This window comes from Burkholderia sp. 22088, from assembly GCF_052045915.1.
Taxonomy (GTDB): Bacteria; Pseudomonadota; Gammaproteobacteria; order Burkholderiales; family Burkholderiaceae; genus Burkholderia; species Burkholderia cepacia.
In genome coordinates this window covers 243,092-266,542 of record NZ_JBQEPY010000003.1, presented here as the reverse complement: position 1 = coordinate 266,542, position 23,451 = coordinate 243,092, and the positions used below count along the sequence as shown (strand labels likewise).

The window sequence follows — 23,451 nt, the reverse complement described above, 5'->3', positions numbered from 1 at the left end:
TGCAACCTGGCCGCCCCGCGACGCGATGTGTCGCGATGGCGCCGCCAATCGCAGCCCCGGCCTGGCTGCGTGGAGAGATCTACTATGTTCTTCGATGAGCTTACCGATGAAGAGTGGTTTCGTCTTTCAACGCTGATCGCCGATGAACCCATCCGGCTGAACCGTCGTGGGCGTCCGCGTGCCGAACCGCGCGTCGTCGCCAACGCGGTGCTCTGGATCCTGACGACCGGTGAAGCCTGGTCGAAGCTGCCCGGTCGTTATCCGTCCGGGCCGACGTGCCGTCGCCGTTACGAGGAATGGCTGGCGTCCGGCACGCTGCTGCAGATGATCGACGTGCTGACCCAGTTCAGCGGGCGCACGTTCGCGTATATCCCGCCGCCGCCGGTGCCGGTCGTGCCCGCACGCCGTGCCGAGCCCGTGCCCGACAACGATCGCTTGCGCGGTGTGTTCTGGCAAAACCCCGAGTCGTGGCAATTGCCGGTCGCGCACGCAAACGTTTGGGATGGCGAGGGCGCGTCGCAGTCGTCGATGCAGGACGACGCCGAAGCGCGGCCGTCCGACGCGTCGTTCGTGGTGCCGGGCGCGCGGTCGGTGGAGTTGCGCCATGCGCGTGCGTCGTCGGCGAGCTTCGCCGCGGCCGAACCGCAAGTCGACGAGTATCGCGGCTATACGATCCGCGGCATCGCGCAGCCCGTGCAGAACCTGATGTATCGCGCGTGGGCCGAGATCTCGCAGGACGAGCGGCGCGTCGAGCGTTCGGGCCTGATCGGCCCGCGCTTCACCGATGCCGAGGAAGCCGAGCAGTTCGCGCTCGACTGGGCACGTCAGTGGATCGATCGCCATGGCGCGAGCGACGAACCGGCACGCGCGCCGCAAGGCGAGGTGCTGGCCGGCCTGTCCGCGCTCGCGCGTGCGGAGTCGGACATCAAGCGCTTCATCGCCGAGCGTCACACGGGCGCGCTGTCCGAAAGCCGCAACGATCCGGTGCAGCAGGAGCGTCGCGAATACGTGTACCGCGTAGGCTGATCGCCGCACCGGTGAAACGGGCGGGCCGTCATGTGCCACGACGCCCGCGCGGAAGCCTCGTCTTTCCATGCCTGCCTGCATCGCCCGGGGCGCCGCCGTCGAAGCGGCGCCCCGGGCGCACGTGTATTACTGGCGGCCGTAGGTATCGTCGAAGCGGACGATGTCGTCCTCGCCGAGATACGCGCCCGACTGCACTTCGATCAGCTCGAGCGGCATCTTGCCCGGGTTCTCGAGGCGATGCGACACGCCGAGCGGGATGTACGTCGATTCGTTTTCGGACAGCAGGAACGTTTCGTCGCCGCGCGTGATGCGCGCGGTGCCGCGCACGACGATCCAGTGTTCGGCGCGGTGGTGGTGCATCTGCAGCGACAGTCGCGCCCCCGGTTTCACGACGATGCGTTTCACCTGGAAGCGTTCGCCCATGTCGACCGAGTCGTAGTGGCCCCACGGGCGATGCACCTTGCGGTGATCGGACGCTTCCGCGCCGCGTTGCGCCTTGATGCGCCCGACGATTTTCTTCACGTCCTGCACGCGCGACTTGTCCGCGACGAGCACGGCGTCGGGGGTTTCGACGACGACGAGGTTCTGCGTGCCGACGCAGGCGACGAGCCGGCTTTCCGAATGCGCGAACGTCGATTCCGCGTCTTCGAGCAGCACGTGACCGCGGCCGACGTTGCCGGCTTCGTCCTTCTCCGAGATCTGCCAGATCGCATCCCACGAGCCGACGTCCGACCAGCCCGCGTCGAGCGGCACGACGACGCTCTCGCACAGTTGCGGCAGGCTCGCGAGCGGCTCCATCACCGCGTAGTCGATCGAGTTCGACGGCGACGCGGCGAATGCGTCGCGATCGACGCGGAAGAAATCGCCGTCGGCCTTGCCCTGGGCGACGGCCTGTTCGCAGGCCGCGTAGATCGCGGGTTCGAGCTGGCTGATCGCCTTCAGCCACACCGATGCGCGCACGATGAAGATCCCGCTGTTCCACCAGTATTCGCCCGATGCGACGTACTGCCGAGCGAGTTCGAGATGCGGTTTCTCGACGAAACGATCGAGGCGGCGCACGTCGAGGCTGCCCGTCGCGGCGTCGCCGAGCGGCGCGCCGACGCGGATGTAGCCGTAGCCGGTTTCCGCGTGCTTGGGCACGATGCCCATCGTCGCGATCCGGCCTTGCTTCGCGCAGTGCACGCCGGCCGCGACCGCGGCGTGAAAGCGCGGCAGGTCGGCCACCGCATGGTCGGCCGGCATCACGGTCATGATCGCGTCGTTGCCGTCGGCGACGAGCCGCAGCGCGGCGAGCGTCAGTGCGGGCGCGGTGTCGCGGGCGATCGGCTCGAGCATGATCGACGCGGACTTGCCGGTCAGGCGCAGCTGTTCGGCGGTCGTGAAGCGGTGATCCTCGCCGCATACGATCAGCACGTCGTCGGTCAGCGGATGATCGCCCGCCAGGCCGTCGAGGCGCAGCGCGGTCGACTGCAGCAACGAATGTTCGCCGAGCAAGCCGATCAGCTGTTTCGGAAAGCGCTCGCGCGACATCGGCCACAGGCGCGTGCCGGAGCCGCCGGCGAGAATCACCGGTTGCACGGCGACGCGCGTGCCGGCGGCGGGTGCGGCGGAAGGGGAATGGCGCGTTTCGGCAGCCACGGCCGGAGCATTCATGTTGACACTCTCCACGGTTGAAGTCAGTGCCTGCCGTTGTAGCATGAAGTAAATCGACAATAAAACCGGGTCCATTGCCTGATATTCGCCGGACATTCACCGGGAAGAATTTTCCTCGCCAGCATCCGGTGCAAATAAAAAAGTAAAAAATAAATCGGTGAATCGGCTGGTGTTGACCGTCCGCAAAGGGTGAGCGGAAACCGTAAAGCTTCCGAAAAATTCCCGATTCGCGATCATTTCGGGAAAAGCTGCCGATTTAATTCAAAAACTACGCAGCAAGAATTTCCGATTATTTTTCGAAATACTTGTGCGCTTGAGGCGGAATTTTCTTACCGCTTCAATAGCGTCATGCAACGTTTGAATCGAATGTGCGGCACGGGTCGCACAAGGAGCTGTTCGGCAAACGCCTGTTCAAAGAGGAAGCAGACATGTTGAGCGTGCTGGCGAGAGTCATCGATATCGCGATGGTCGTAGCGGGGGCGCTGATCGCCGCCGCACTGCACGACGGCAGCATCTGGCTCAACGACCTGCAGCGCACGACGGTGCTGTTCGACTGCCTGCTCGTCGTCGTGTTCTTTCCGGCCATCGGCATTTACCAGTCGTGGCGCGGCAAGCGTCTCGTCGGGCTGGTGGGCCGGGTTGCGTTCGCATGGCTCGTGGTCGAGCTCGCGGGCATCCTGATGAGCTTCAGCTTCCATCAGTCGGGCGACCTGTCGCGGCTGTGGCTGGGTTACTGGGCGCTCGTGACGATGGCGCTGCTCGCCGGCTCGAAAACCTGCGTGCACGTCGTGCTGCGGCAGCTGCGCCGCGGCGGCTACAACCTGAAGGCGGTCGCGATCGTCGGCGGGACGCCGGCGGCGCGGCGGCTGATCGCGCAGATGCGGGCGCGGCCGGAAGCCGGTTTCAACCCGGTGTGCGTATACGACGAAAGCGAAGCGCCGGGCGAGGTCGCGCTCGACGACGTGCGCATCGAGCGGCAGTTCGAATCGCTGGTGTGGCTGGTACGCAGCCGCGCGATCAGCGAGCTGTGGCTCACGCTGCCGATCACGGAGGAGCGCCGGATTCACCAGATCGTGACCGTGTTCCGCCACGACTTCGTCAACATCCGTTTCATCCCGGACGTGCGCACGCTGTCGTTCTTCAACCAGGAAGTGGTCGAGGTGCTCGGCGTGCCGGCGATCAACCTCGCGGCGTCGCCGATCACCGACGTGCGGATCCTGCCGAAGTTCGTGTTCGACCGGCTGTTCGCGCTGGCCGCGCTCACCGCGCTCGCGCCGGTGATGGTGCTGATTGCCGGCCTGATCAAGCTGACGTCGCGCGGGCCGGTGTTCTTCCGCCAGAAACGCAAGGGCATCGACGGGCACGAGTTCGAGATCTACAAGTTCCGCTCGATGAAGGTGCACCAGGAAGTGGCCGGGCAGGTCACGCAGGCGACCAAGAACGACTCGCGCGTGACGCCGGTCGGCCGGTTCCTGCGCCGCACGAGCCTCGACGAGCTGCCGCAGTTCATCAACGTATTGAAGGGCGAGATGTCGGTCGTCGGCCCGCGCCCGCATGCGCTCGCGCACGACGACATCTACAAGGATCTCGTCAAGGGCTACATGTTCCGCTACCGGATCAAGCCGGGCATCACCGGCTGGGCGCAGATCAACGGCTTTCGCGGCGAGACCGACCAGATCGAGAAGATGATGGGGCGCGTGAAGCTCGATCTGTACTACATGCAGAACTGGTCGTTCTGGCTCGACATCAAGATCGTCGTGCTGACGCTCTGGAAAGGCTTCACCGGCAGCAACGCGTACTGAGTACCGAGGCCGCGCCACGCAGGCATCGCGGTTTTACGAATTTCGAATCATTGGTCAAGAGGTCCGACACATCATGAATCTGACTATCATCGGCAGCGGTTACGTAGGTCTTGTCACCGGCGCCTGTCTCGCCGACATCGGGCACGACGTGTTCTGTCTCGACGTCGACCAGGCAAAGATCGACATCCTGAACAACGGCGGCGTGCCGATCCACGAGCCGGGCCTCAAGGAAGTGATCGCGCGCAACCGCTCGGCGGGCCGCCTGCGCTTCTCGACCGATATCGAGGCCGCGGTCGCGCACGGCGACGTGCAGTTCATCGCGGTCGGCACGCCGCCCGACGAGGACGGCTCGGCCGACCTGCAATACGTGCTCGCGGCGGCGCGCAACATCGGCCGTTACATGACGGGCTTCAAGGTGATCGTCGACAAGTCGACGGTGCCGGTCGGCACGGCCGAGCGCGTGCGCGCGGCGGTGGCCGAGGAGCTCGCGAAGCGCGGCGGCGACCAGATGTTCTCGGTCGTGTCGAATCCGGAATTCCTGAAGGAAGGCGCGGCGGTCGACGATTTCACGCGGCCGGACCGCATCGTGATCGGCTGCGACGACGACGTGCCGGGCGAGCGCGCGCGCGAGCTGATGAAGAAGCTCTATGCGCCGTTCAACCGCAACCACGAACGCACGCTGTACATGGACGTGCGCTCGGCCGAGTTCACGAAATACGCGGCGAACGCGATGCTCGCGACCCGCATCTCGTTCATGAACGAGCTGGCGAACCTCGCCGACCGCTTCGGCGCGGACATCGAGGCCGTGCGCCGCGGGATCGGCTCCGATCCGCGCATCGGCTATCACTTCCTGTATGCCGGCTGCGGCTACGGCGGCTCGTGCTTCCCGAAGGACGTCGAGGCGCTGATCCGCACGGCCGACGAGCACGGGCAGGCACTGCAGATCCTGAAGGCCGTGTCGTCGGTCAACGCCACGCAAAAGCGCGTGCTCGCCGAGAAGATCGTCGCCCGCTTCGGCGAGGACCTGACCGGCCGCACGTTCGCGATCTGGGGCCTCGCGTTCAAGCCGAACACCGACGACATGCGCGAAGCGCCGAGCCGCGAGCTGATCGCCGAGCTGCTGTCGCGCGGGGCGCGCATCGCCGCGTACGACCCGGTCGCGCAGCAGGAGGCGCGCCGCGTGATCGCGCTCGATCTCGCCGATCACCCGAGCTGGCTCGAGCGCCTCTCCTTCGTCGACGACGAGGCGCAGGCCGCGCGCGACGCCGACGCGCTCGTGATCGTCACCGAATGGAAGATCTTCAAGAGCCCCGACTTCATCGCGCTCGGCCGCCTGTGGAAAGCGCCGGTGATCTTCGACGGCCGCAACCTGTACGAGCCGGAGACGATGACCGAGCAGGGCATCGAATACCACCCGATCGGCCGGCCGGGCTCGCGCCAGGCCGTCGCCGCGCGTGTGCCGGGCACCGCGCCCGCGAGCGCGTAACCCGTTTCCCGTCACTCGTTACGAGACGCCATGTTCCGGAACATCCTGATCGTCTGTCACGCGAACGTCTGCCGCAGCCCGGCAGCGGAAATGCTGTTCAAGTCGCACGCCGCGTCGCGCGGCGGCCCGCGCCCGACGTTCCATTCGGCCGGCGTGCATGCGAACGACGGCGACGGCATCGATCCGGTGATGCGGCAGCTGCTCGCCGAGCGGGGCGTCGATGCGACGACCCACCGCTCGCGGCGGCTGTCGCGCCGGATCGTGCGCGACGCCGACCTGATTCTCGTCAGCGAGCGCGGACAGATCGCGGCCGTCGAAAAGGTCGATCCGTTCGCGCGCGGCAAGGTCCACCTGCTCGGCAAGTGGGAAGGGGCCGAGATTGCCGACCCGCACGGCGGCCCCGAGGCCGATTACCGCGAGAGCTACTCACTGATCGAACGTCTGGTTCAAGGATGGCTACAGAAATTATGCTGAAACGCCCGATGCGCCCGGTGGCGCTTGCCGTCGCGCTGACGACCTTCCTGTCAGCCTGTGCAACCGCGCCCGGCAACTACCTCGACTCGTCGAACCTGAAGGACGAAGGCCGCCAGCAAGCGGCCGAGACCTATCCGGTTCATTACATCGACGCCAAAGTGGTGATGGACCAACTGCAGAAAGCGCAGGTCGACCATCCGCTGCCGCCCGGACGCTATACCGATCCGTCGCAATACGTGTACCGCATCGGGCCGCAGGACATCCTCGGCGTCACCGTCTGGGACCACCCGGAGCTGACGACGCCGCAGGGCCAGTCGTTCTCGAGCGGCGGCAACACGACGCAGACGATCGCGGGCGCGCTGCAGCAACCCTATTCGTCGTCGCTGCCGGGCCAGGCCGATCCTTATGGCCAGACGGTGGCCGCCGACGGCACGATCTTCTTCCCGTTCGTCGGCCGCATCCACGTGGCGGGCAAGACGATCGCGCAGACCCGTGACGAGCTGGCCACGCGACTCGCGCGTTACGTGAAGAATCCGCAGCTCGACGTGCGCGTGCTGTCGTTCCGCAGCCAGAAGGTGCAGGTGACCGGCGAGGTGAAGACCCCGGGCCCGCTCGCGATGAGCGACGTGCCGCTGACGTTGGTCGACGCGATCTCGCGTTCGGGCGGCTCGACCACCGACGCCGATCTGCAGCGCGTGCGCCTGACGCGCGACGGCAAGCTCTACACGCTCGACGCGAACGGCGTGCTCGACCGCGGCGAAGTGCGGCAGAACGTGATGCTGCAGCAGGGCGACATCATCAACGTGCCGGACCGCAGCGACAGCCGCGTGTTCATCATGGGCGAGGTCAAGACGCCGGTCACGGTGCCGATGCTCAAGGGCAAGCTGACCATCGCCGACGCGTTGACGGCCGGCGGCGGCATCCTCGACACCGACGCGAACCCGCGCAAGATCTACGTGATGCGCGGCATGCGCGACAACCCGACGAAGCCTGAAGTGTTCCGTCTCGACATGACGCAGCCCGATGCGCTGATGCTGTCGAGCCGCTTCCCGCTTCAGCCGCTCGATGTGGTCTACGTCAGCACGGCCAGCTCGGTGCAGTTCAACCGAGTGCTGCAGCAGGTGTTGCCGACGATCCAGACGATCTTCTACATGCGGCAAATCACGCGCTGATAGCCCGCCGGGGCGGCACCTCCGCCCCGGCACCACTCAAGCGGGAACGAATGGTGAACACGCAAGCGAAACACTCCTACGCGGATCTGTCCGTGAAAACCGAGGAAGAGGACGTCGTCCTCGGCCAGTTGCTCCAGGTGATCATGGACGACATCTGGCTGCTGCTCGGCATCGCGGTGACGGTCGTCGCGCTCGCCGGTCTCTACTGCTACGTCGCGAAGCCGGTGTACCAGGCCGACGTGCACGTGCGGGTCGAGAGCAACGACAACACGTCGCAGGCGCTCACGCAGACGCAGACCGGCGCGACGATCAACTCCGGTCCGCAGCAGGCGCAGACCGACGCGGAAATCGAGATCATCAAGAGCCGCGGCGTCGTCGCGCCGGTGGTCGACCAGTTCAAGCTGAATTTCTCGGTCGTGCCGAAGACGCTGCCGCTGATCGGCAGCCTCGCCGCGCGTGTCGCGACGCCGGGCACGCCGTCGCGGCCGTGGCTCGGCCTGCAATCGTATGCATGGGGCGGTGAAGTCGCCGACGTCGATTCGATCAGCGTCGTGCCCGCGCTCGAAGGCAAGAAGCTGACGCTGACGGCCGGCCCGAACGGCACCTATTCGCTCGTCGACCAGAACGGCACGCGGCTGCTGTCGGGCCAGGTCGGCGAATCGACGCAGGGCGGCGGCGTGACGCTGCTCGTGTCGAAGCTCGTCGCGCGCCCCGGCACGCAGTTCACGGTGGTCCGCTACAACGATCTCGACGCGATCAGCGGCTTCCAGGCCGGCATCCAGGTGACCGAGCAGGGCAAGCAGACGGGCGTCGTGCAGATCTCGCTCGAAGGCAAGGACCCGGACCAGACCGCCGCGATCGCGAACGCGCTCGCGCAGTCGTACCTGAACCAGCACGTGGTCGCGAAGCAGGCCGAAGCGACCAAGATGCTCGACTTCCTGAAGGGCGAGGAACCGCGCCTGAAGGCCGACCTCGAACGGGCGGAAGCCGCGCTGACGCAGTACCAGCGCACGTCGGGCTCGATCAACGCGAGCGACGAGGCGAAGGTCTACCTCGAGGGCAGCGTGCAGTACGAGCAGCAGATCGCCGCGCAGCGCCTGCAGCTCGCGTCGCTCGCGCAGCGCTTCACCGATTCGCACCCGATGGTGATCGCCGCGAAGCAGCAGCTCGCCGAGCTGCAGGGCGAGAAGGACAAGTTCAGCAACCGCTTCCGCAGCCTGCCGGCCACCGAAGTGAAGGCCGTCCAGCTGCAGCGCGACGCGAAGGTCGCCGAGGACATCTACGTGCTGCTGCTGAACCGCGTGCAGGAGCTGTCGGTGCAGAAGGCCGGCACGGGCGGCAACATCCACCTCGTCGACTCCGCGCTGCGTCCGGGCGCCCCGGTCAAGCCGAAGAAGGTGCTGATCCTGTCGGCCGCGGTGTTCCTCGGGCTGATCCTCGGCACCGGCGTCGTGTTCCTGCGCCGCAACCTGTTCCAGGGCATCGAGGACCCCGACCGCATCGAGCGCACGTTCAACCTGCCGCTGTACGGGCTGGTGCCGCAAAGCGCCGAGCAGGTGAAGCTCGACGCGGCGGCCGAGAAGAGCGGCAGCCGCACGCGGCCGATCCTCGCGAGCCTGCGTCCGAAGGATCTGAGCGTCGAGAGCCTGCGCAGCCTGCGCACCGCGATGCAGTTCGCGATGATGGACGCGAAGAACCGCGTGATCGTGCTGACGGGCCCGACGCCCGGCATCGGCAAGAGCTTCCTGACGGTCAACCTCGCGGTGCTGCTCGCGCATTCGGGCAAACGCGTGCTGCTGATCGACGCCGACATGCGCCGCGGCCTGCTCGACCGCTACTTCGGCCTCACCTCGCAGCCGGGCCTGTCCGAGCTGCTGAGCGACCAGTCGGCGCTCGAGGACGCCGTGCGCGAGACGCCGGTGCAGGGCCTGTCGTTCATCTCGGCCGGCACGCGCCCGCCGAACCCGTCGGAGCTGCTGATGTCGACGCGCCTGCCGCAATACCTCGAGGGGCTCGGCAAGCGCTACGACGTCGTGCTGATCGATTCGCCGCCGGTGCTGGCGGTGACCGACGCGACCATCATCGGCCGCATGGCCGGCTCGACGTTCCTCGTGCTGCGCTCGGGCATGCATACCGAAGGCGAGATCGCCGACGCGATCAAGCGCCTGCGTACCGCGGGCGTCGATCTGGAAGGCGGGATCTTCAACGGCGTGCCGCCGAAGGCGCGCGGCTACGGCCGCGGTTATGCGGCCGTGCATGAATACCTGAGCGCCTGATCCGAATCGCACGTAACCGGGCGGGCCGCGCGTGCCGCCTGCCCGGCCGACAGGAGAACCAACGATGAAAATTTCCGTGCTCGTTCCGACCTATCGGCGCCCCGCCGACCTCGCGCGCTGCCTGCTGGCGCTGCAGCGGCAGCAGCGGCTGCCCGACGAGGTGGTCGTCGTCGCGCGCCCGGAGGACGATGCCACGCACGAACGGCTCGCCGATCCGGCGGTCGGCGGCGCGCTGCCGCTGCGCATCGTGCCGGTCGATGTGCCGGGCCAGGTCGCCGCGCTGAACAAGGGGCTCGACTCGGCGAACGGCGACATCGTCGCGATCACCGACGACGACGCGGCGCCGCATCCCGACTGGCTCGCCCGCGTCGAGTCGGCGTTCGAGGCCGACCCGCGCGTGGGCGCGGTCGGCGGCCGCGACTGGGTGCACGAGAAGGGCCGCGTGCTCGACGAATCGCGCGAGCTCGTCGGCCAGCTCACGCTGTCCGGCAAGATCGTCGGCAACCATCACCTGGGCGTCGGCGGCATGCGCGAAGTCGACATGCTGAAAGGCGCGAACATGAGCTACCGCCGTGCCGCGATCGAGCGGCTGCGCTTCGACACGCGGCTGCGCGGCGCCGGTGCGCAGGTGCACAACGACATGGGTTTCAGCATGCACGTGCAGCGCAACGGCTGGAAGCTCGTCTACGACCCGGCGATCGCGGTCGATCATTTTCCGGCGGAACGCTTCGACGACGACCGGCGCGATGCCGCGTCGCTGAATGCGATCAGCAACGGCGCATACAACCTGCACCTGATCCTGCGTGAGCACCTGCCGCCCGTGCGGCGCGAAATCGCGTGGTGGTGGTGGACGCTGGTCGGTACGCGCGTCTACCCGGGCCTCGCGCACGTGCTGCTGTCGCTGCATACGGCGAAGCGCGAGCGGATCCGCGAGCACTGGCGCGCGGTGCGCCGCGGCGCGCGCGATGCCCGCCGCGCGAACCTTGCCCCCCACCGTGCGGCGATGCCGCCGGTGACGTCTTGAACGAGCCGCGCGCGCAACGCCGCGCGGCCGAACCCGGAGAAGGGCTCGAATGACTGCAACCAAGGTCCATGTCCATCTGTTCCACGGCGCCGATCCGCGTACCTACCGGAAAGGCGAGAACATCGGCTGCCTGTACGGCTATCACCACGCCGAATCCGACGAATTCCGGCTGACCTATTCGCAGGACGGCGGCGAGAGCCGCGTCGCCAGCCTCGTGCGCCGCGCGCTGAAGGCGGCGCTCGGCTTCGACGTCGTGCATGCATGGCGCAACCGTGCCGCGCTGCTGAACACCGACGTGATCTGGACGCACACGGAGCAGGAGCACCTTGCGGCGTCGCTGATCCTGAAGCTGGCCGGCGAGCAGGGCAAACGTCCGCTGCTGCTCGCGCAGAGCGTGTGGCTGTTCGACAAGTGGGGCAGCTTCGGCGGCCCGCGCCGCTGGCTGTACCGCAAGCTGATCGCGCGCGCCGACGCGCTGACCACGCTGGCCCGCGACAACGCCGACCTGTGCCGCCGTTATCTCGGCCGCGAAGCCGAGTTCGTCTACTACGGGCTGAACACGCAGGATTTCCCGATCGTCGAGCCGCAGCAATGGCAACCGAACCGGCCGCTGCGGATCGCGGCGATCGGCAACGACCGCGACCGCGACTGGCGCACGTTCCTCGCCGCGTTCGGCGGCGACGCGCGCTACGACGTGCGGCTGGCGACCCGGCGCCGCGTGCCGCGCGAGTGGCATGCGCCGAACGTGAAGATCGGCTCGGCGTCGGGGCTCGCGAAGCAGCACGAACTGTACGCATGGGCCGACGTGATCGTCGTGCCGCTGCGGCCGAATTTCCACGCGTCGGGCATCACCGTGATGCTCGAGGCGGCCGCGGTCGGCAAGCCGATGATCGTGTCCGACGTCGGCGGGCTCAGCGACTACTTCCCGCACGATACGGCCGCCTACGTGCCGGCCTTCGACGCACAGGCGATGCGCCAGGCCGCCGATCGCTTCGCGGCCGATCCGGTCGCGGCGCTGGGCTGCGCGCGGGCCGCCGCCGCGTGCCTGCGCGAGCGCGACCTGACCACGCAGGCGTTCGCCGAGCAGCACGTGCGGATCACGCGCGACATGCTGCGCCGGCGCCGGACGCCGGCGGCGGCGGGCCTGGCGATGCCGCTCGCGGATTCGCGCCCGTCGTCGCGGTGAGAGCGGATCGATGAGTACGATTGCCGCCGAACGCGCACCGTCGCGCCGCCGCAACTGGCTGCCCGAGCGGAAGCACTGGGTCGGGCAGGCCGGGCTGTGGTCCTTCACCGCCGCGCTGATCGCCATTCACCAGGGCAAGGTGCTGACGCTCGCGTTTCCGGTGCTGGCCATCGCGGTCGGCATCTGGCTGTATTTCAAGAGTCCGGCGCGCTACGTCGGCTTCATGTGGTGGGTGTGGTTCCTGAGCCCGGAAGTGCGGCGTCTCGCCGACTGGTCGAAGGGCGCGTTCACGCCGACGAGCCTGATCCAGGTCGCGCCGCTCGCGGTGACGATGATCGCCGGCCTGGGTTTGATCCGGCATTACCGCGTGCTCGCGCAGCGGCGCGGAATCCCGATCCTGCTGATGCTGTTCGGGCTCGCGTACGCGTACCTCGTCGGGATCGTATCGAGCGGCGTGATGGCCGCGACCTACGACCTCGCGAACTGGGTGTACCCGGTGCTGATCGGCTTTCACATCATGGTCAACGCCCGCGACTATCCCGAATACCGCGACGTGCTGCTGTCCACGTTCATGTGGGGCATGCTCGTGATGGGCCTGTACGGCGTCGTGCAGTACTTCGTGATGCCGCAGTGGGACGTGCTGTGGATGATCGGCTCCGACATGGGTTCGCAGGGCGAGCCGGTGCCGTACGGCGTGCGCGTGTTCAGCACGATGAACTCGTCGGGGCCGTTCGCGTTCGCGATCATGGGCGCGCTGGTGTTCGTGTTCGCCGCGCCGCAGAAGATCCGCTGGTTCGCGGGCGCGGCCGGCTTCGTGTCGTTCGCGCTGTGTCTCGTGCGCTCGACCTGGGGCGGCTGGGTGATCGCGCTCGCGATCCAGCTCGTGCAGTCGAGCAACCGCGTGCGGATGCGGATCCTGATCAGCGGCGTCGTGCTGGTCGGGCTGTGCGTGCCGCTCCTGACCGTCGGGCCGGTGGCCGACCGTCTCGGCGCGCGTCTGCAGTCGATCACGAACCTGAAGGACGACCGCAGCTACGACGACCGCAACAAGTTCTACGCCACCTTCGCGCAGACGGCGTTCACCGACGTCGCCGGCGAGGGGATGGGCGCGACGGGGGCATCCACGAAGCTGTCGAGCGACAGCGGCGAGCTCGGCAAGTACGGCAGCTTCGACAGCGGCGTGATGAACGTGCCGTTCGTGCTCGGCTGGCCCGGCACGCTGCTGTATCTCTCGGGCGTCGTGATGCTGTTCGGCCGCACGCTGCGTGCGGCATTCAAGCTGCGCAACGACAAGTTCGTCGGCGCGTGCCTGAGCCTGTGCCTGTCGACCTTCGCGATGCTCGTGTTCACGAATTCGCTGATCGGCACGGGCGGCCTGCTGATGTTCACAGCCATTTTTTCGATACTAGCCGCGGCGCACTGGCAAAAGGCACAACGCCTGCTGGCCGCCGCGCATTCACGGGGAGGCGACCATTGAGAATCGCGATCGTCACGCACGTCGTGCGACATAACGACGGCCAGGGCCGCGTCAATTACGAAATCGCGCGCGCGGCGCTGGCCGAGAACTACGAGGTCACGCTGGTCGCGTCGCACGTCGCGCCCGAGCTGCTGGCCGACCCGCGCGTGCGCTGGGTGCCGGTGAAGGTCGGCGGCTTCTGGCCGTCGAATCTCGTCAAGCAGCAGGTGTTCGCGCTGAAGAGCGCGGCCTGGCTGCGCGCGCACCGCAGCGAATACGACGTGCTGCACGTGAACGGCTTCATCTCGTGGATCAAGGCCGACGTGAATACCGCGCACTTCGTGCACGGCGGCTGGTTCAAGAGTCCGTACTATCCGTTCGGGCCGACGAAGGGGCTGTGGTCGGCCTATCAGTACGTCTATACGCGCGTGAACACCACGCTCGAGCGCTGGGCGTACAAGCGGTCGCGCGCGATCACCGCCGTGTCGCAGAAGGTGGCCGACGAGATCGCCGGGCTCGGCATCGACAGCCGCAAGATCAGCGTGATCTACAACGGCGTCGACGGCAGCGCGTTCGCCGGTGCGCAGGCCGACCGCGCGGCGTTCAAGCTGCCGGACGACGCGTTCCTGCTGCTGTTCGTCGGCGACCTGCGCACGCCGCGCAAGAACCTCGGCACGGTGCTGAAGGCGCTGACGAAGCTGCCCGCGAACGTGCACCTGGCGGTGGCCGGTTATCTGCCCGGCAGCCCGTATCCGGAAGAGGCGCGCGCGCTCGGCATCGATGCGCGCGTGCATTTCCTCGGCCTCGTGAAAAACATGCCGACGCTGATGCGCTCGGTCGACGCCTACGTATTCCCGTCGCGCTACGAAGCGATGAGCCTGTCGCTGCTGGAGGCGATGGCGGCCGGGCTGCCGGTCGTCACCGCGCGTACGGCGGGCGGCGCCGAAATCATCACGCGCGAATGCGGGATCGTGCTGGAGGACCCGGACGATCCGGCCGCGCTCGCGCAGGCGATCGGCTCGCTCGCGGCGTCGCGCGACACGTGCCGCGCGATGGGCGACGCGGCACGCGAATTGATGACCCGTTTCGGCTGGGCGCACATGGGCGCCCAGTATGTCGCGCTCTACCGGCGCATCGGCCAACCCACGCAGCCGTCCGCCTTCGAGCGGGTCGAGCATGCAGTGACGCAGGAGCAATCGTAATGTCCCACTCTTCCCGGCCGATCAAATCGTTGCAGATCGGCATGCACTGGTTCCCCGAACGCGCGGGCGGCCTCGACCGGATGTACTACTCGCTCGTCGGCGCGCTGCCGGGCGCGGGCGTCGAGGTGCGCGGGCTCGTCGCCGGCTCGCAGAAGGTCGCCGACGACACGGGCGGCGCGATCCAGGGCTTCGGCCCCGCATCGGAGCCGCTCGCGCGCCGCATGCTCGCCGCGCGGCGCGCGCTGCGCGAGGAGATCCGCAGCGAGCGGCCGGACGTGATCTCGTCGCACTTCGCGCTGTACACGTTTCCGGGCCTCGACGTCACGCGCGGGATTCCGCAGGTGTCGCACTTCCAGGGGCCGTGGGCCGACGAAAGCCAGGTCGAGGGCGCCGCGTCGCTCGGCCAGCGCGCGAAGCGTTATCTCGAGCAGGCCGTCTATACGCGTTCGTCGCGGCTGATCGTGCTGTCGCAGGCGTTCGGCCAGATCCTGACGAACCGCTACGGGATCGATCCGTCGCGTGTGCGCGTGATTCCCGGTTGCGTCGACACCGCGCAGTTCGACACGCCGCTGACGCCCGCCGAGGCGCGGCACAAGCTGCAACTGCCGCAGGACCGGCCGATCGTGCTGGCCGTGCGCCGGCTCGTGCGGCGCATGGGGCTGGAGGACCTGATCGACGCGATCGGCCTCCTCAAGCACCGTCACCCGGACGTGCTGCTGCTGATCGCCGGCAAGGGCAAGATCGGCGAGGAACTGCAGCAGCGCATCGATGCGGCAGGCCTGCAGGACAACGTGAAGCTGCTCGGCTTCGTGCCGGACAACCATCTCGCCGCGCTGTACCGCGCGGCGACGGTCAGCGTCGTGCCGACGGTCGCGCTCGAAGGCTTCGGGCTGATCACCGTCGAATCGCTTGCGTCCGGCACGCCCGTGCTGGTCACGCCGGTCGGCGGGCTGCCGGAGGCGGTGGCCGGGCTGTCCGACGATCTCGTGCTGCCGTCCACCGGCGCGGACGCGATCGCGGAAGGGCTCGGTGCCGCGCTGTCGGGCGCGATCACGCTGCCCGACGAGGCCGCGTGCAAGCGCTATGCACGCGATCATTTCGACAACGCGGTGATCGCGCGGCGCGTGGCCGGCGTGTACGAAGAGGCGATCCGGGCGGCAGGTTGAGCGCCCGTGGCGCGCGATCTGCGCGCCGAACGGGAAGCCGAACCGGTGCGCATGCGCGGCCGGTTCGCGTGCCGGCCGCCTGCGCAGGGCCGGCTGATCCCCCCATCCGATGCGCGACGCCGGCACGTCTCACGCGGCGCGCCTGAGCGTCGCGGCCCAGACGCCGAGCGCCGCCATGCTCACGACCGCGCCGAGCACGCAGACGCCCGCCCATCCGGCGCGCGCATACATCATCGTCGATGCAATCGCGCCGAGCCCGCTGCCGGCCGAATAGAACAGCATGTAGCAGCCGACGAGGCGCGCGTGCGCATCGGGCCGCGTGCCGAGGATCATGCTCTGGTTGACGACGTGGACGGCCTGCCCGCCGACGTCGAGCAGCACGATGCCGACGATCAGCCATGCAATCGACGAATCGCCGAACGCGAGCGGCAGCCACGAGCACGTGAGCAGCGCGAGCGCGGCGCCGGTCGTCGCTTCGCCGCGCCCGCGATCCGCGAGCCGGCCCGCGCGGGCGGCGGCCGCCGCGCCCAGTGCGCCGACGAGGCCGAAGGCGCCGATCTGCGTATGCGACATCGCGTGCGGCGGTGCGCTCAGCGGCAGCACCAGTGCGCTCCAGAAGATGCTGAATGCCGCGAACATCAGCAGCGCGATCGCGCCGCGCACGCGCAGCACGCGTTCGTCGCGCAGCAGCGACACCATCGATCGCAGCAGCGCCGCGTAGCCGATGCGCTCGCGCGGCCCGTTCTCGTCCGGCAACAGTCGCGACAGCACGACGAGCATGGCGATCGCGAGCGCGCCGGATACCAGATAGACGGCCCGCCAGCCCGCGATGTCGGTGACGACGCCGGCCAGCGAGCGTGCGGCCAGCAGCCCGACCACGACACCGCCTTGCGCGGCACCCACCACGCGCCCGCGTTCGCCGGCGCCCGCGAGCGCGGCCGAGCAGGCGATCAGCCCTTGTGTCATCGCGGTGCCGAGCAGCCCGACCGCGACCATCCCTGCCAGCAGCGCGATGCGCGTCGACGATGCGGCGACGCCGATGCAGGCCGCCGTCAGCAGCAGAAGCTGCACGGCGATCAGGCGCTTGCGGTTCAGCAGGTCGCCGAGGGGCACGACGAACAGCAGCGCGAGCGCACAACCGAGCTGCGTCGCGGTGATGACGCCGCCGACGGCCGCCTGCGACACGCCGAAATCCTGCGCGATCGAATCGAGCAGCGGCTGCGCGTAGTAGACATTCGCGACGCTGGCCGAGCAGCAGACGGCCAACGTCGCGACGCGCGCCGTGGACAGGGTGCCGACTGCGGCCGGATGCGCGGCGGGCGCGGATGCGTTCGGTGCAACGGTGCCGGAACGACAGGAAGACGCCATGGATTTCCTCGCGCAAAGTAGTTGCAAATTGAAACTGATGTGAGTGTAGGAAAAGTGGTTTTAAAATGCAACCTGTTGTGCGGCGGGCGAGACGTCCGTGCACGGATGGCCGGCGTTGCCGCGAAGGCGGCCGGCACGATTGCGGAGAGGCACATGGCCAGGCAGAAAAGTCTTGCGGATTCGCCGTGCCCGGTGGCACGGGCGACCGATATCGTCGGCGATCGCTGGGCATTGTTGATCGTGCGCGATGCGTTCGACGGGGTGCGCCGGTTCGGCGATTTCCGCGCGAGCCTCGGCGTCGCGAGCAATATCCTGTCCGACCGGCTCAGGATGCTCGTGGATGCGGGCGTGTTCGACGTCGTGCCGGCGTCGGACGGCAGCGCGTATCAGGAGTACGTGCTGACCAGGAAGGGCGAAGGGCTGTTCCCGGTGATCGTGATGCTGCGGCAGTGGGGCGAGGCGAACCTGTTCGCGCGAGGCGAGCCGCATTCGGTGCTGGTCGACCGCCAGACCGGGCGCGCGATCCGCAAGCTCGCGCTGCGCCACGACGACGGCCGGCCGGTGAAGGCGGGCGAGACGGTCGTGAAGAAGGTCGGCGACGAAACGGGCGCACGGCGGCGATGAGCGTCGTGCGCGACGGCTGCACGGTCGGATAGACTGTCGCGATCGTTGCCGACCGGAACTGCATCGCCATGTCCCATCCGCTGGATTCCGCCGCTTATCGGCTGTTGCTCGACCTGCAGCGGCGCATTCACGACTTCTGCGAGCGCGAGGGCGCCGAGTACGGGCGCGACCATGCCGATCCCGCGGAGCCGCTGTGGCAGACCGATTTCAACCATGTCACCGTCGCGCCGATGCGGGCGGGGCTGCACGTCCGGTACTTCGGTGGCGCCTGGGAGGAACCGTTCGACTGGACGCTGCAGTGTCTGGCGTTGCGGGACGTCGCGGATCTCGTGACCGACCTCGCGTTCAGCGGCATCGACGAAGGGGCGAACGGCACGCGCGAATGGGATTTCGGGCCGCTGCTCGATTCGGACGCGCGCTTCCCGATGCTGCGCTCGCTGTACGTGCGGCCGACCGAGCCGGCCGATCACAACCAGTCGATGATCGTGCGTCGCGACCTGATCATGCAGGAGGGCGGCGAGATTGCCCGCTTTGCCGCGAAGGCGCCGTTTCTCGCCGAGCTGACGGTGCCGAACGCGCCCGATGCGCGCTTCTTCGATGTGCCGCTTGCGCATCTCGAGCGGCTGCGCATCGGCGGCGGAGACGACACGCAGCAGTTCATCGACCATCTGGCGGACTGCGACAACCTGCCGTCGCTCGGCTGGCTCGATTTCTCCGAGTCGACCGCCTTGCATTCGACGTGGAAACGCGAGCGCGCCGCCGGCAGCGTGACGTCGTTCGACGCCTACGAGCGCCTGCTGAAGAGTCGCGCCGGCCAGCGGCTCCGCACGCTGACGCTGAGAAACACCTGTCTCGACCGGGAAGCGCTCGAAGCGCTGCAGGCGCTGCATCCGCGGCTGTCGTTCATGGTGATCCAGGCCGGCAGCGGCGGTTACGTGAGTCACTTCAAGGACAACGTGTTTCCGTGGTGTCACCTGATCCAGCGGGACCCCGGCGACGCATGACCGCATCCGTTCAATCGGCCGCCGGCACGGCCTGACGCACGGACGATGCGCCGCGATGCGCATCGGGCCGCACCAGCGTCGCGAGCAGCGCGGCGGCGACCAGCAGCGCGACCGACACGGCCGTTTCGATCCGCAACCCGTCCACGACCTGCGCCGCGCCGCCGCCGCCGGCGAGTGCGCCGAACGCGGCCACGCCCATCGCGCCGCCGGCCTGCCGCGCGGTATTCAGCACGGCCGACGCGATGCCGGCCCGTTCGGGCGCGACCGACGCGAGCACGGCGGTCGTCATCGCCGGCACCGCGAAACCCATGCCCGACGGAATCAGCAGGAACGGCACGAGCAGGACGGCCAGCGGCGTCGACGCGTCGATGAAGTGCAGCGATCCGTAGCCGAGCGCGGCGACAAGCGCGCCCGCCAGCATCGGCGCGCGCGGGCCGTGACGCGCCACGACGCGGCCGCTCGCGAGGTTCGACAGCAGGAAGCCGCCCGTCAGCGGCAGGAACGCGAGGCCGGCCTGCAACGCCGATTCGCCGCGTGCGCGCTGCAGGTACAGCGCGAGCACGAACACGGTGCCGTAGTACGTGAGGTTCACGCAGATCCCGAACAGCACGGCCGCGCTGAACGTGCGATGGCGGAACAACGACAGCGGCAGCATCGGCGTGGCCGTCCGCGTTTCCACTGCGACGAATGCGAGCGCGGCGAGCGCCGCCAGCGCGAAACCGCCGGCGACGACCGGATGCGTGAAGCCGAGCGGACGCCATTCGATCACGGCGCCGGTCAACGCGGTCAGCATCGCGATCGCGATGAACTGGCCGCGCAGGTCGAGTGCGCGGACGGAGCGGGATGGCGCGGCCGGCGTTGCCGCCGCACGGCACGCAGGTATCCATGCAAAGGCGGCCGCCAGCCCGGCCGCACACAGCGGCAGGTTCACGAGGAAGATGCCGCGCCAGCCCCACGCCGCGATCAGCAGGCCACCGACGACCGGGCCGGCCGCGATCGAAATCGACCCGGCTGCCGTCCACCAGCCGACGGCCCGCGCGCGCAGGTGCGGGTCGTGCCGGCACGCGTCGTTGAGCAGCGCAAGCGAATTGGGCAGCATCGCCGCGGCGCCGACGCCTTGCAGTGCGCGCGCCGCGATCAGCATCGCGGGCGCGCTCGCGGCGCCGCACGCGAGCGACGCAAGCGCGAACAGCACGAGGCCGGCGATGTACAGGCGGCGCGGGCCGAAGCGGTCGCCGAGCGCGCCGCCCGACAGCATCAGTACCGCGAACGCGAGCGTGTACGCATCGACGACCCACTGCAGGCCGGCGACGGGCAAGCGCAGGTCGCCGGCGAGATGCGCGAGCGCGATGTTGACGATCGTCACGTCGAGCTGCGTGACGACGAAACCGGTGCTGACGGTCGCGACGACGCGGGCGAGCGCGGGCGGGAAGGCGGAGGAGGGGATGGTCGTGTCCATGCGCCAATCGTAGGGCGCGGCCGGCCGGCGATGTTTCAGCGGGACGTGAAGCGTCGAAGCGCCGGGGACGAAGGAGCCGGGCGGCGAGCGGGACGAAGCGGGGACGAAGCAGGAGCGAAGAATGCTGCGCGCGGGCCGACGCGAGCGCCGTGTGCCCGACCGTGCCGCTACGACCCGTGTCGACGCGCGCTCAGCGCGGAACCTTGGTTGCGCTCAATGGCGCTCGCCGCGCCAGCGACCCGGCGCAACGCCGAAGCGCTTCGTGAACGCATGCGTAAACGTGCTTTGATCCGCGAAGCCGACCATCCCGGCGATATCGACGAGCGGATACCGGCCATCCGCGAGCAGGATCACGGCCGCGTCGAGCCTGAGCCGCTGCAGGTAGCGATGCGGCGTTTCGCCGAACGCATCGACGAACAGTTGATGAAAGCGGCGCATCCCGTAGCCGCAGTGCGCGGCGAGATCGGCGATGCGCAGCGGCTCGGCGAGCCGCGCGCGCAGCCAGCGGTCGATGCGCGCGAAATCGAGACCCGATGCGGGCGCGGCGATGTCGCGTTCGTCGAGCAGTGCGCCGCACAGCCGGGCGGCGGCCTGCCACTGGAAACGGTGTGCGGCCGCGTGCGGCGCGTCGGTGGCAGGCGCTTCGAATTGCGAGGCCGCCGCCGCGATCTGCGCGACCAGCGACGTCAGGGCCGGATCGATTGCCACGGCGCGCGCGCTGTCGAACAGCCGCTGCGGCACCGCGAGTGACGCGAGGGGAAGATTGAGCACGAGCTGGCGATTCTCGCCGAGGCCCGCGTAATCGTGGCGCGCGCCGGCTGGAACCAGCCAGGCGCGGTGCCGGTCGAGGCGCTGGCTGACGCCGTTCACCGCCATCACCATCGCGCCGTCGATGCCGAGCACGATCTGGTGAAAGTCGTGCACGTCCGACGCTTCGAGCGCGTCGTAGCGTTGCAGCTCGACGGTGGGGGACGGAAGGTGTGCCATGGGGCGGGGCGTCAGCCGGGGGGGCGTGTGCCGTGTCAGATGGCGAGCAGTTCGACTTCGAACACGAGCGTCGCATTCGGCGGAATCACGCCGCCTGCGCCGCGCGGGCCGTAACCGAGTTGCGGCGGGATCGTCAGGCGACGCACGCCGCCGACCTTCATGCCCTGCACGCCTTCGTCCCAGCCCTTGATGACCATGCCGCCGCCGAGCACGAACGCGAACGGGTCGTTGCGATCCTTGCTCGAATCGAATTTCTGACCGTCGGTCAGCCAGCCCGTGTAGTGGACGCTGACGGTCTGGCCGGCTTGCGCTACATCGCCGGTGCCTTCGGTCAGGTCTTCGTATTTGAGGCCCGATTCGGTCGTGATGACAGACATGACTTCTCCTGAAAAAGGATGGGTAAAACCGCTATTGTAGGCGAGCGCGCTGCGGGCCGCCGCTCGTGGCTTTCGGCCGGTCGCACGCGTATCGCGGACGGCGGCGGGCCGTCGCGGCCGCGATCGCGCGGAACGCAAATGGAACGCGCGTTTGAATTTCCGGCCCGCCCCGCGACCGAGGTTGCACCGCGCGAGTGCGACGCGCGTATGAATCGGTGCTACCGGGGTGCTCGGCCGCATGCCGCGCCGGGTTGCCGGATTCCGTGAAATGCCCGCCACGCGGGGCTTCCGGGCCACCGCTGCGATGCGGTGCCGACTGCCGCGAATGGCTCGCGTGCGGTCACGTGCGTTCGAATCCCGCCGTGTCCGGACGCCGTTCGAACGCCGTTTTTTCCGCCTTTTCGACCGTGCCCTGTTTGGAAGCGCGCATCTACCGCGCGGCTTGCGCGCGCCGCCGCGGGCGGCCTATCTTTACAGCTGTCGATGTCAAGATTTTGGCGGTGCGCGATGCGCCGCCCGGGCCCGCGCCGGCCGCGTCGGACGACGCGCCGGGCCGCTCCGGAACCAGGAGAACGATGAACATGAAGTCAGCCGCTTCCGCCACCGCAGCCGGGATCATGCCGGTGCGCCGCGACCTGCGCTTCGACCTGCCGGTCGAACGCGCGAAGGACTGGCATGGCCTCGGGTCGCACGTGACCCATTTCTTCAACGCGCTGTCGCTGCTGTTCCCGGCCGGCGAGCGCTTCTTCATGGATTCGGTGCGCAACTATCGCGACCGGATCGACGATCCCGTACTGAAGCAGCAGGTGCTCGGCTTCATCGGCCAGGAGGCGATGCACACGCGCGAGCACGTCGAGTACAACGAGCTGATGCAGGCGAACCACCTGCCCGCGCGCAAGCTCGACAAGCGCGTGTGGGCGGTGCTCGGCTACATGAAGCGCAAGCTGCCGCATTCGGTGCAGCTCGCGCACACGGTCGCGGCGGAGCACTACACGGCAATGCTTGCCGACTGGCTGCTGCGCGACCCGACGCGCCTGGAAGGCTCGGTCGAGGGCTACCGTCAGATGTGGATCTGGCACGCGCTCGAGGAAACCGAGCACAAGGCCGTGTCGTTCGACGTGTGGAACACCGTGATGGCGCCGGGGCTGCGTCGTTACCTGATCCGCATCGGCGTGTATCTGCTGACGACGCTGACGTTCTGGCCGACCGTGTTCCTGATGCACGCGACGCTGCTGTGGCGCGATCGCGGCGCCGGCCATCACGTGCGCGGCATGCTGCGGATGATCGCGTTCCTGTACGGGCCGCGCCGCGGGCTGTTCCCGCGCATCGCGGGCGAATGGCTGAGTTTCTTCCGGCCGGGCTTCCATCCGTGGGATCACGACAATCATCACCATCTCGCGCGCGTCGACGCGCTTGCCGCCGCCTACGGCGAACACGGCGGCACCCCGGCCGGCCGTGGCCGTGCGAACGCGCCTGCGCCGCTCGCATCGGGCCGTTGACCCCTCCGCTGCGCCGACGTGCGCGGCATCGGGCCGAGCATGTTGCGTTCCTGCATCAGCCGGCTTCCTCTGACGATTGACCGAAATCAATTCGAACCGGCCGGGCGGGCATCCCGGCGGCCGGTCGACCGGCCGCGCACGCATGCGCGGCCGGGCCGATCCTGTCGGTGCCGCATCGCCCGCGAACTCCGTGCGCCAGCACCGGCGCGG

General features: G+C 68.5%; 19 protein-coding genes. 14 read left to right on the top strand and 5 right to left on the bottom strand.

The window, feature by feature from the left end; translation table 11 throughout:
* Positions 1-84: 84 nt before the first annotated feature.
* A complete protein-coding gene (locus ACTJLD_RS07025) occupies positions 85-1,026 on the top strand; it encodes a transposase (protein WP_027791023.1) in 942 nt (313 codons plus the stop codon).
* Between the two features lie 126 nt (positions 1,027-1,152).
* On the opposite strand, the gene ACTJLD_RS07020 is transcribed toward ACTJLD_RS07025, so the two are convergent.
* Entirely contained in the window at positions 1,153-2,679 is a 1,527-nt protein-coding gene (locus ACTJLD_RS07020) for a mannose-1-phosphate guanylyltransferase/mannose-6-phosphate isomerase (protein ID WP_027791024.1), read from the bottom strand.
* Between the two features lie 428 nt (positions 2,680-3,107).
* Here ACTJLD_RS07020 and ACTJLD_RS07015 point away from each other — a divergent pair, with 428 nt between their 5' ends.
* From ACTJLD_RS07015 to ACTJLD_RS06970, 10 genes are all read left to right on the top strand, one after another.
* Complete coding sequence (locus ACTJLD_RS07015) at positions 3,108-4,481, top strand: undecaprenyl-phosphate glucose phosphotransferase (RefSeq protein WP_027791025.1); 1,374 nt, start codon at positions 3,108-3,110, stop codon at positions 4,479-4,481.
* Positions 4,482-4,554: 73 nt separating this feature from the next.
* Positions 4,555-5,967 (top strand): UDP-glucose dehydrogenase family protein, encoded by a 1,413-nt coding sequence (locus ACTJLD_RS07010; protein ID WP_440658403.1) that lies wholly within the window; start codon positions 4,555-4,557, stop codon positions 5,965-5,967.
* 30 nt (positions 5,968-5,997) lie between these two features.
* Positions 5,998-6,441 (top strand): low molecular weight protein-tyrosine-phosphatase, encoded by a 444-nt coding sequence (locus ACTJLD_RS07005; RefSeq protein ID WP_027791027.1) that lies wholly within the window; start codon positions 5,998-6,000, stop codon positions 6,439-6,441.
* Positions 6,435-7,613 carry a polysaccharide biosynthesis/export family protein gene (locus ACTJLD_RS07000; protein WP_027791028.1) on the top strand — a complete coding sequence of 393 codons (1,179 nt, stop codon included), beginning with the start codon at positions 6,435-6,437 and terminating at the stop codon, positions 7,611-7,613. The genes ACTJLD_RS07005 and ACTJLD_RS07000 overlap by 7 nt, the downstream gene beginning before the upstream one ends.
* Positions 7,614-7,663: 50 nt before the next feature.
* A complete protein-coding gene (locus tag ACTJLD_RS06995) occupies positions 7,664-9,889 on the top strand; it encodes a polysaccharide biosynthesis tyrosine autokinase (protein WP_059693903.1) in 2,226 nt (741 codons plus the stop codon).
* A 64-nt stretch (positions 9,890-9,953) separates the two neighbouring features.
* Positions 9,954-10,913 carry a glycosyltransferase family 2 protein gene (locus ACTJLD_RS06990; RefSeq protein WP_440658402.1) on the top strand — a complete coding sequence of 320 codons (960 nt, stop codon included), beginning with the start codon at positions 9,954-9,956 and terminating at the stop codon, positions 10,911-10,913.
* Between the two features lie 49 nt (positions 10,914-10,962).
* Positions 10,963-12,099, top strand: a complete 1,137-nt coding sequence (locus tag ACTJLD_RS06985; protein WP_059693904.1) for a glycosyltransferase family 4 protein — start codon at positions 10,963-10,965, stop codon at positions 12,097-12,099.
* A 10-nt stretch (positions 12,100-12,109) separates the two neighbouring features.
* Entirely contained in the window at positions 12,110-13,576 is a 1,467-nt protein-coding gene (locus ACTJLD_RS06980; RefSeq protein WP_440658400.1) for an O-antigen ligase family protein, read from the top strand.
* A complete protein-coding gene (locus tag ACTJLD_RS06975) occupies positions 13,573-14,757 on the top strand; it encodes a glycosyltransferase family 4 protein (RefSeq protein ID WP_048022243.1) in 1,185 nt (394 codons plus the stop codon). Before ACTJLD_RS06980 ends, ACTJLD_RS06975 begins: the two co-directional genes overlap by 4 nt.
* Complete coding sequence (locus ACTJLD_RS06970) at positions 14,757-15,923, top strand: glycosyltransferase family 4 protein (protein ID WP_027791034.1); 1,167 nt, start codon at positions 14,757-14,759, stop codon at positions 15,921-15,923. The genes ACTJLD_RS06975 and ACTJLD_RS06970 overlap by 1 nt, the downstream gene beginning before the upstream one ends.
* 129 nt (positions 15,924-16,052) lie before the next feature.
* On the opposite strand, the gene ACTJLD_RS06965 is transcribed toward ACTJLD_RS06970, so the two are convergent.
* Positions 16,053-17,291 (bottom strand): MFS transporter, encoded by a 1,239-nt coding sequence (locus ACTJLD_RS06965; protein WP_226149831.1) that lies wholly within the window; start codon positions 17,289-17,291, stop codon positions 16,053-16,055.
* A 153-nt stretch (positions 17,292-17,444) separates the two neighbouring features.
* Here ACTJLD_RS06965 and ACTJLD_RS06960 point away from each other — a divergent pair, with 153 nt between their 5' ends.
* Both ACTJLD_RS06960 and ACTJLD_RS06955 read left to right on the top strand, forming a co-directional pair.
* Entirely contained in the window at positions 17,445-17,915 is a 471-nt protein-coding gene (locus ACTJLD_RS06960; RefSeq protein ID WP_027791036.1) for a winged helix-turn-helix transcriptional regulator, read from the top strand.
* A gap of 68 nt (positions 17,916-17,983) precedes the next feature.
* On the top strand, positions 17,984-18,919 hold the full coding sequence (locus tag ACTJLD_RS06955) for a hypothetical protein (protein WP_440658399.1): 936 nt from the start codon (positions 17,984-17,986) through the stop codon (positions 18,917-18,919).
* Between the two features lie 10 nt (positions 18,920-18,929).
* Here the strand turns inward: ACTJLD_RS06955 and ACTJLD_RS06950 are convergent, their stop codons facing one another.
* From ACTJLD_RS06950 to ACTJLD_RS06940, 3 genes are all read right to left on the bottom strand, one after another.
* The gene (locus tag ACTJLD_RS06950; RefSeq protein ID WP_440658398.1) at positions 18,930-20,378 is read right to left on the bottom strand and encodes an MFS transporter; all 1,449 of its coding nucleotides are present in this window, start codon (positions 20,376-20,378) and stop codon (positions 18,930-18,932) included.
* A gap of 213 nt (positions 20,379-20,591) precedes the next feature.
* Positions 20,592-21,365 carry a helix-turn-helix transcriptional regulator gene (locus tag ACTJLD_RS06945; RefSeq protein WP_226154716.1) on the bottom strand — a complete coding sequence of 258 codons (774 nt, stop codon included), beginning with the start codon at positions 21,363-21,365 and terminating at the stop codon, positions 20,592-20,594.
* A 35-nt stretch (positions 21,366-21,400) separates the two neighbouring features.
* Entirely contained in the window at positions 21,401-21,742 is a 342-nt protein-coding gene (locus tag ACTJLD_RS06940) for an FKBP-type peptidyl-prolyl cis-trans isomerase (RefSeq protein WP_027791040.1), read from the bottom strand.
* Between the two features lie 581 nt (positions 21,743-22,323).
* Here ACTJLD_RS06940 and ACTJLD_RS06935 point away from each other — a divergent pair.
* Positions 22,324-23,241 (top strand): metal-dependent hydrolase, encoded by a 918-nt coding sequence (locus tag ACTJLD_RS06935; RefSeq protein WP_060173227.1) that lies wholly within the window; start codon positions 22,324-22,326, stop codon positions 23,239-23,241.
* The last annotated feature ends 210 nt before the right edge of the window (positions 23,242-23,451 follow it).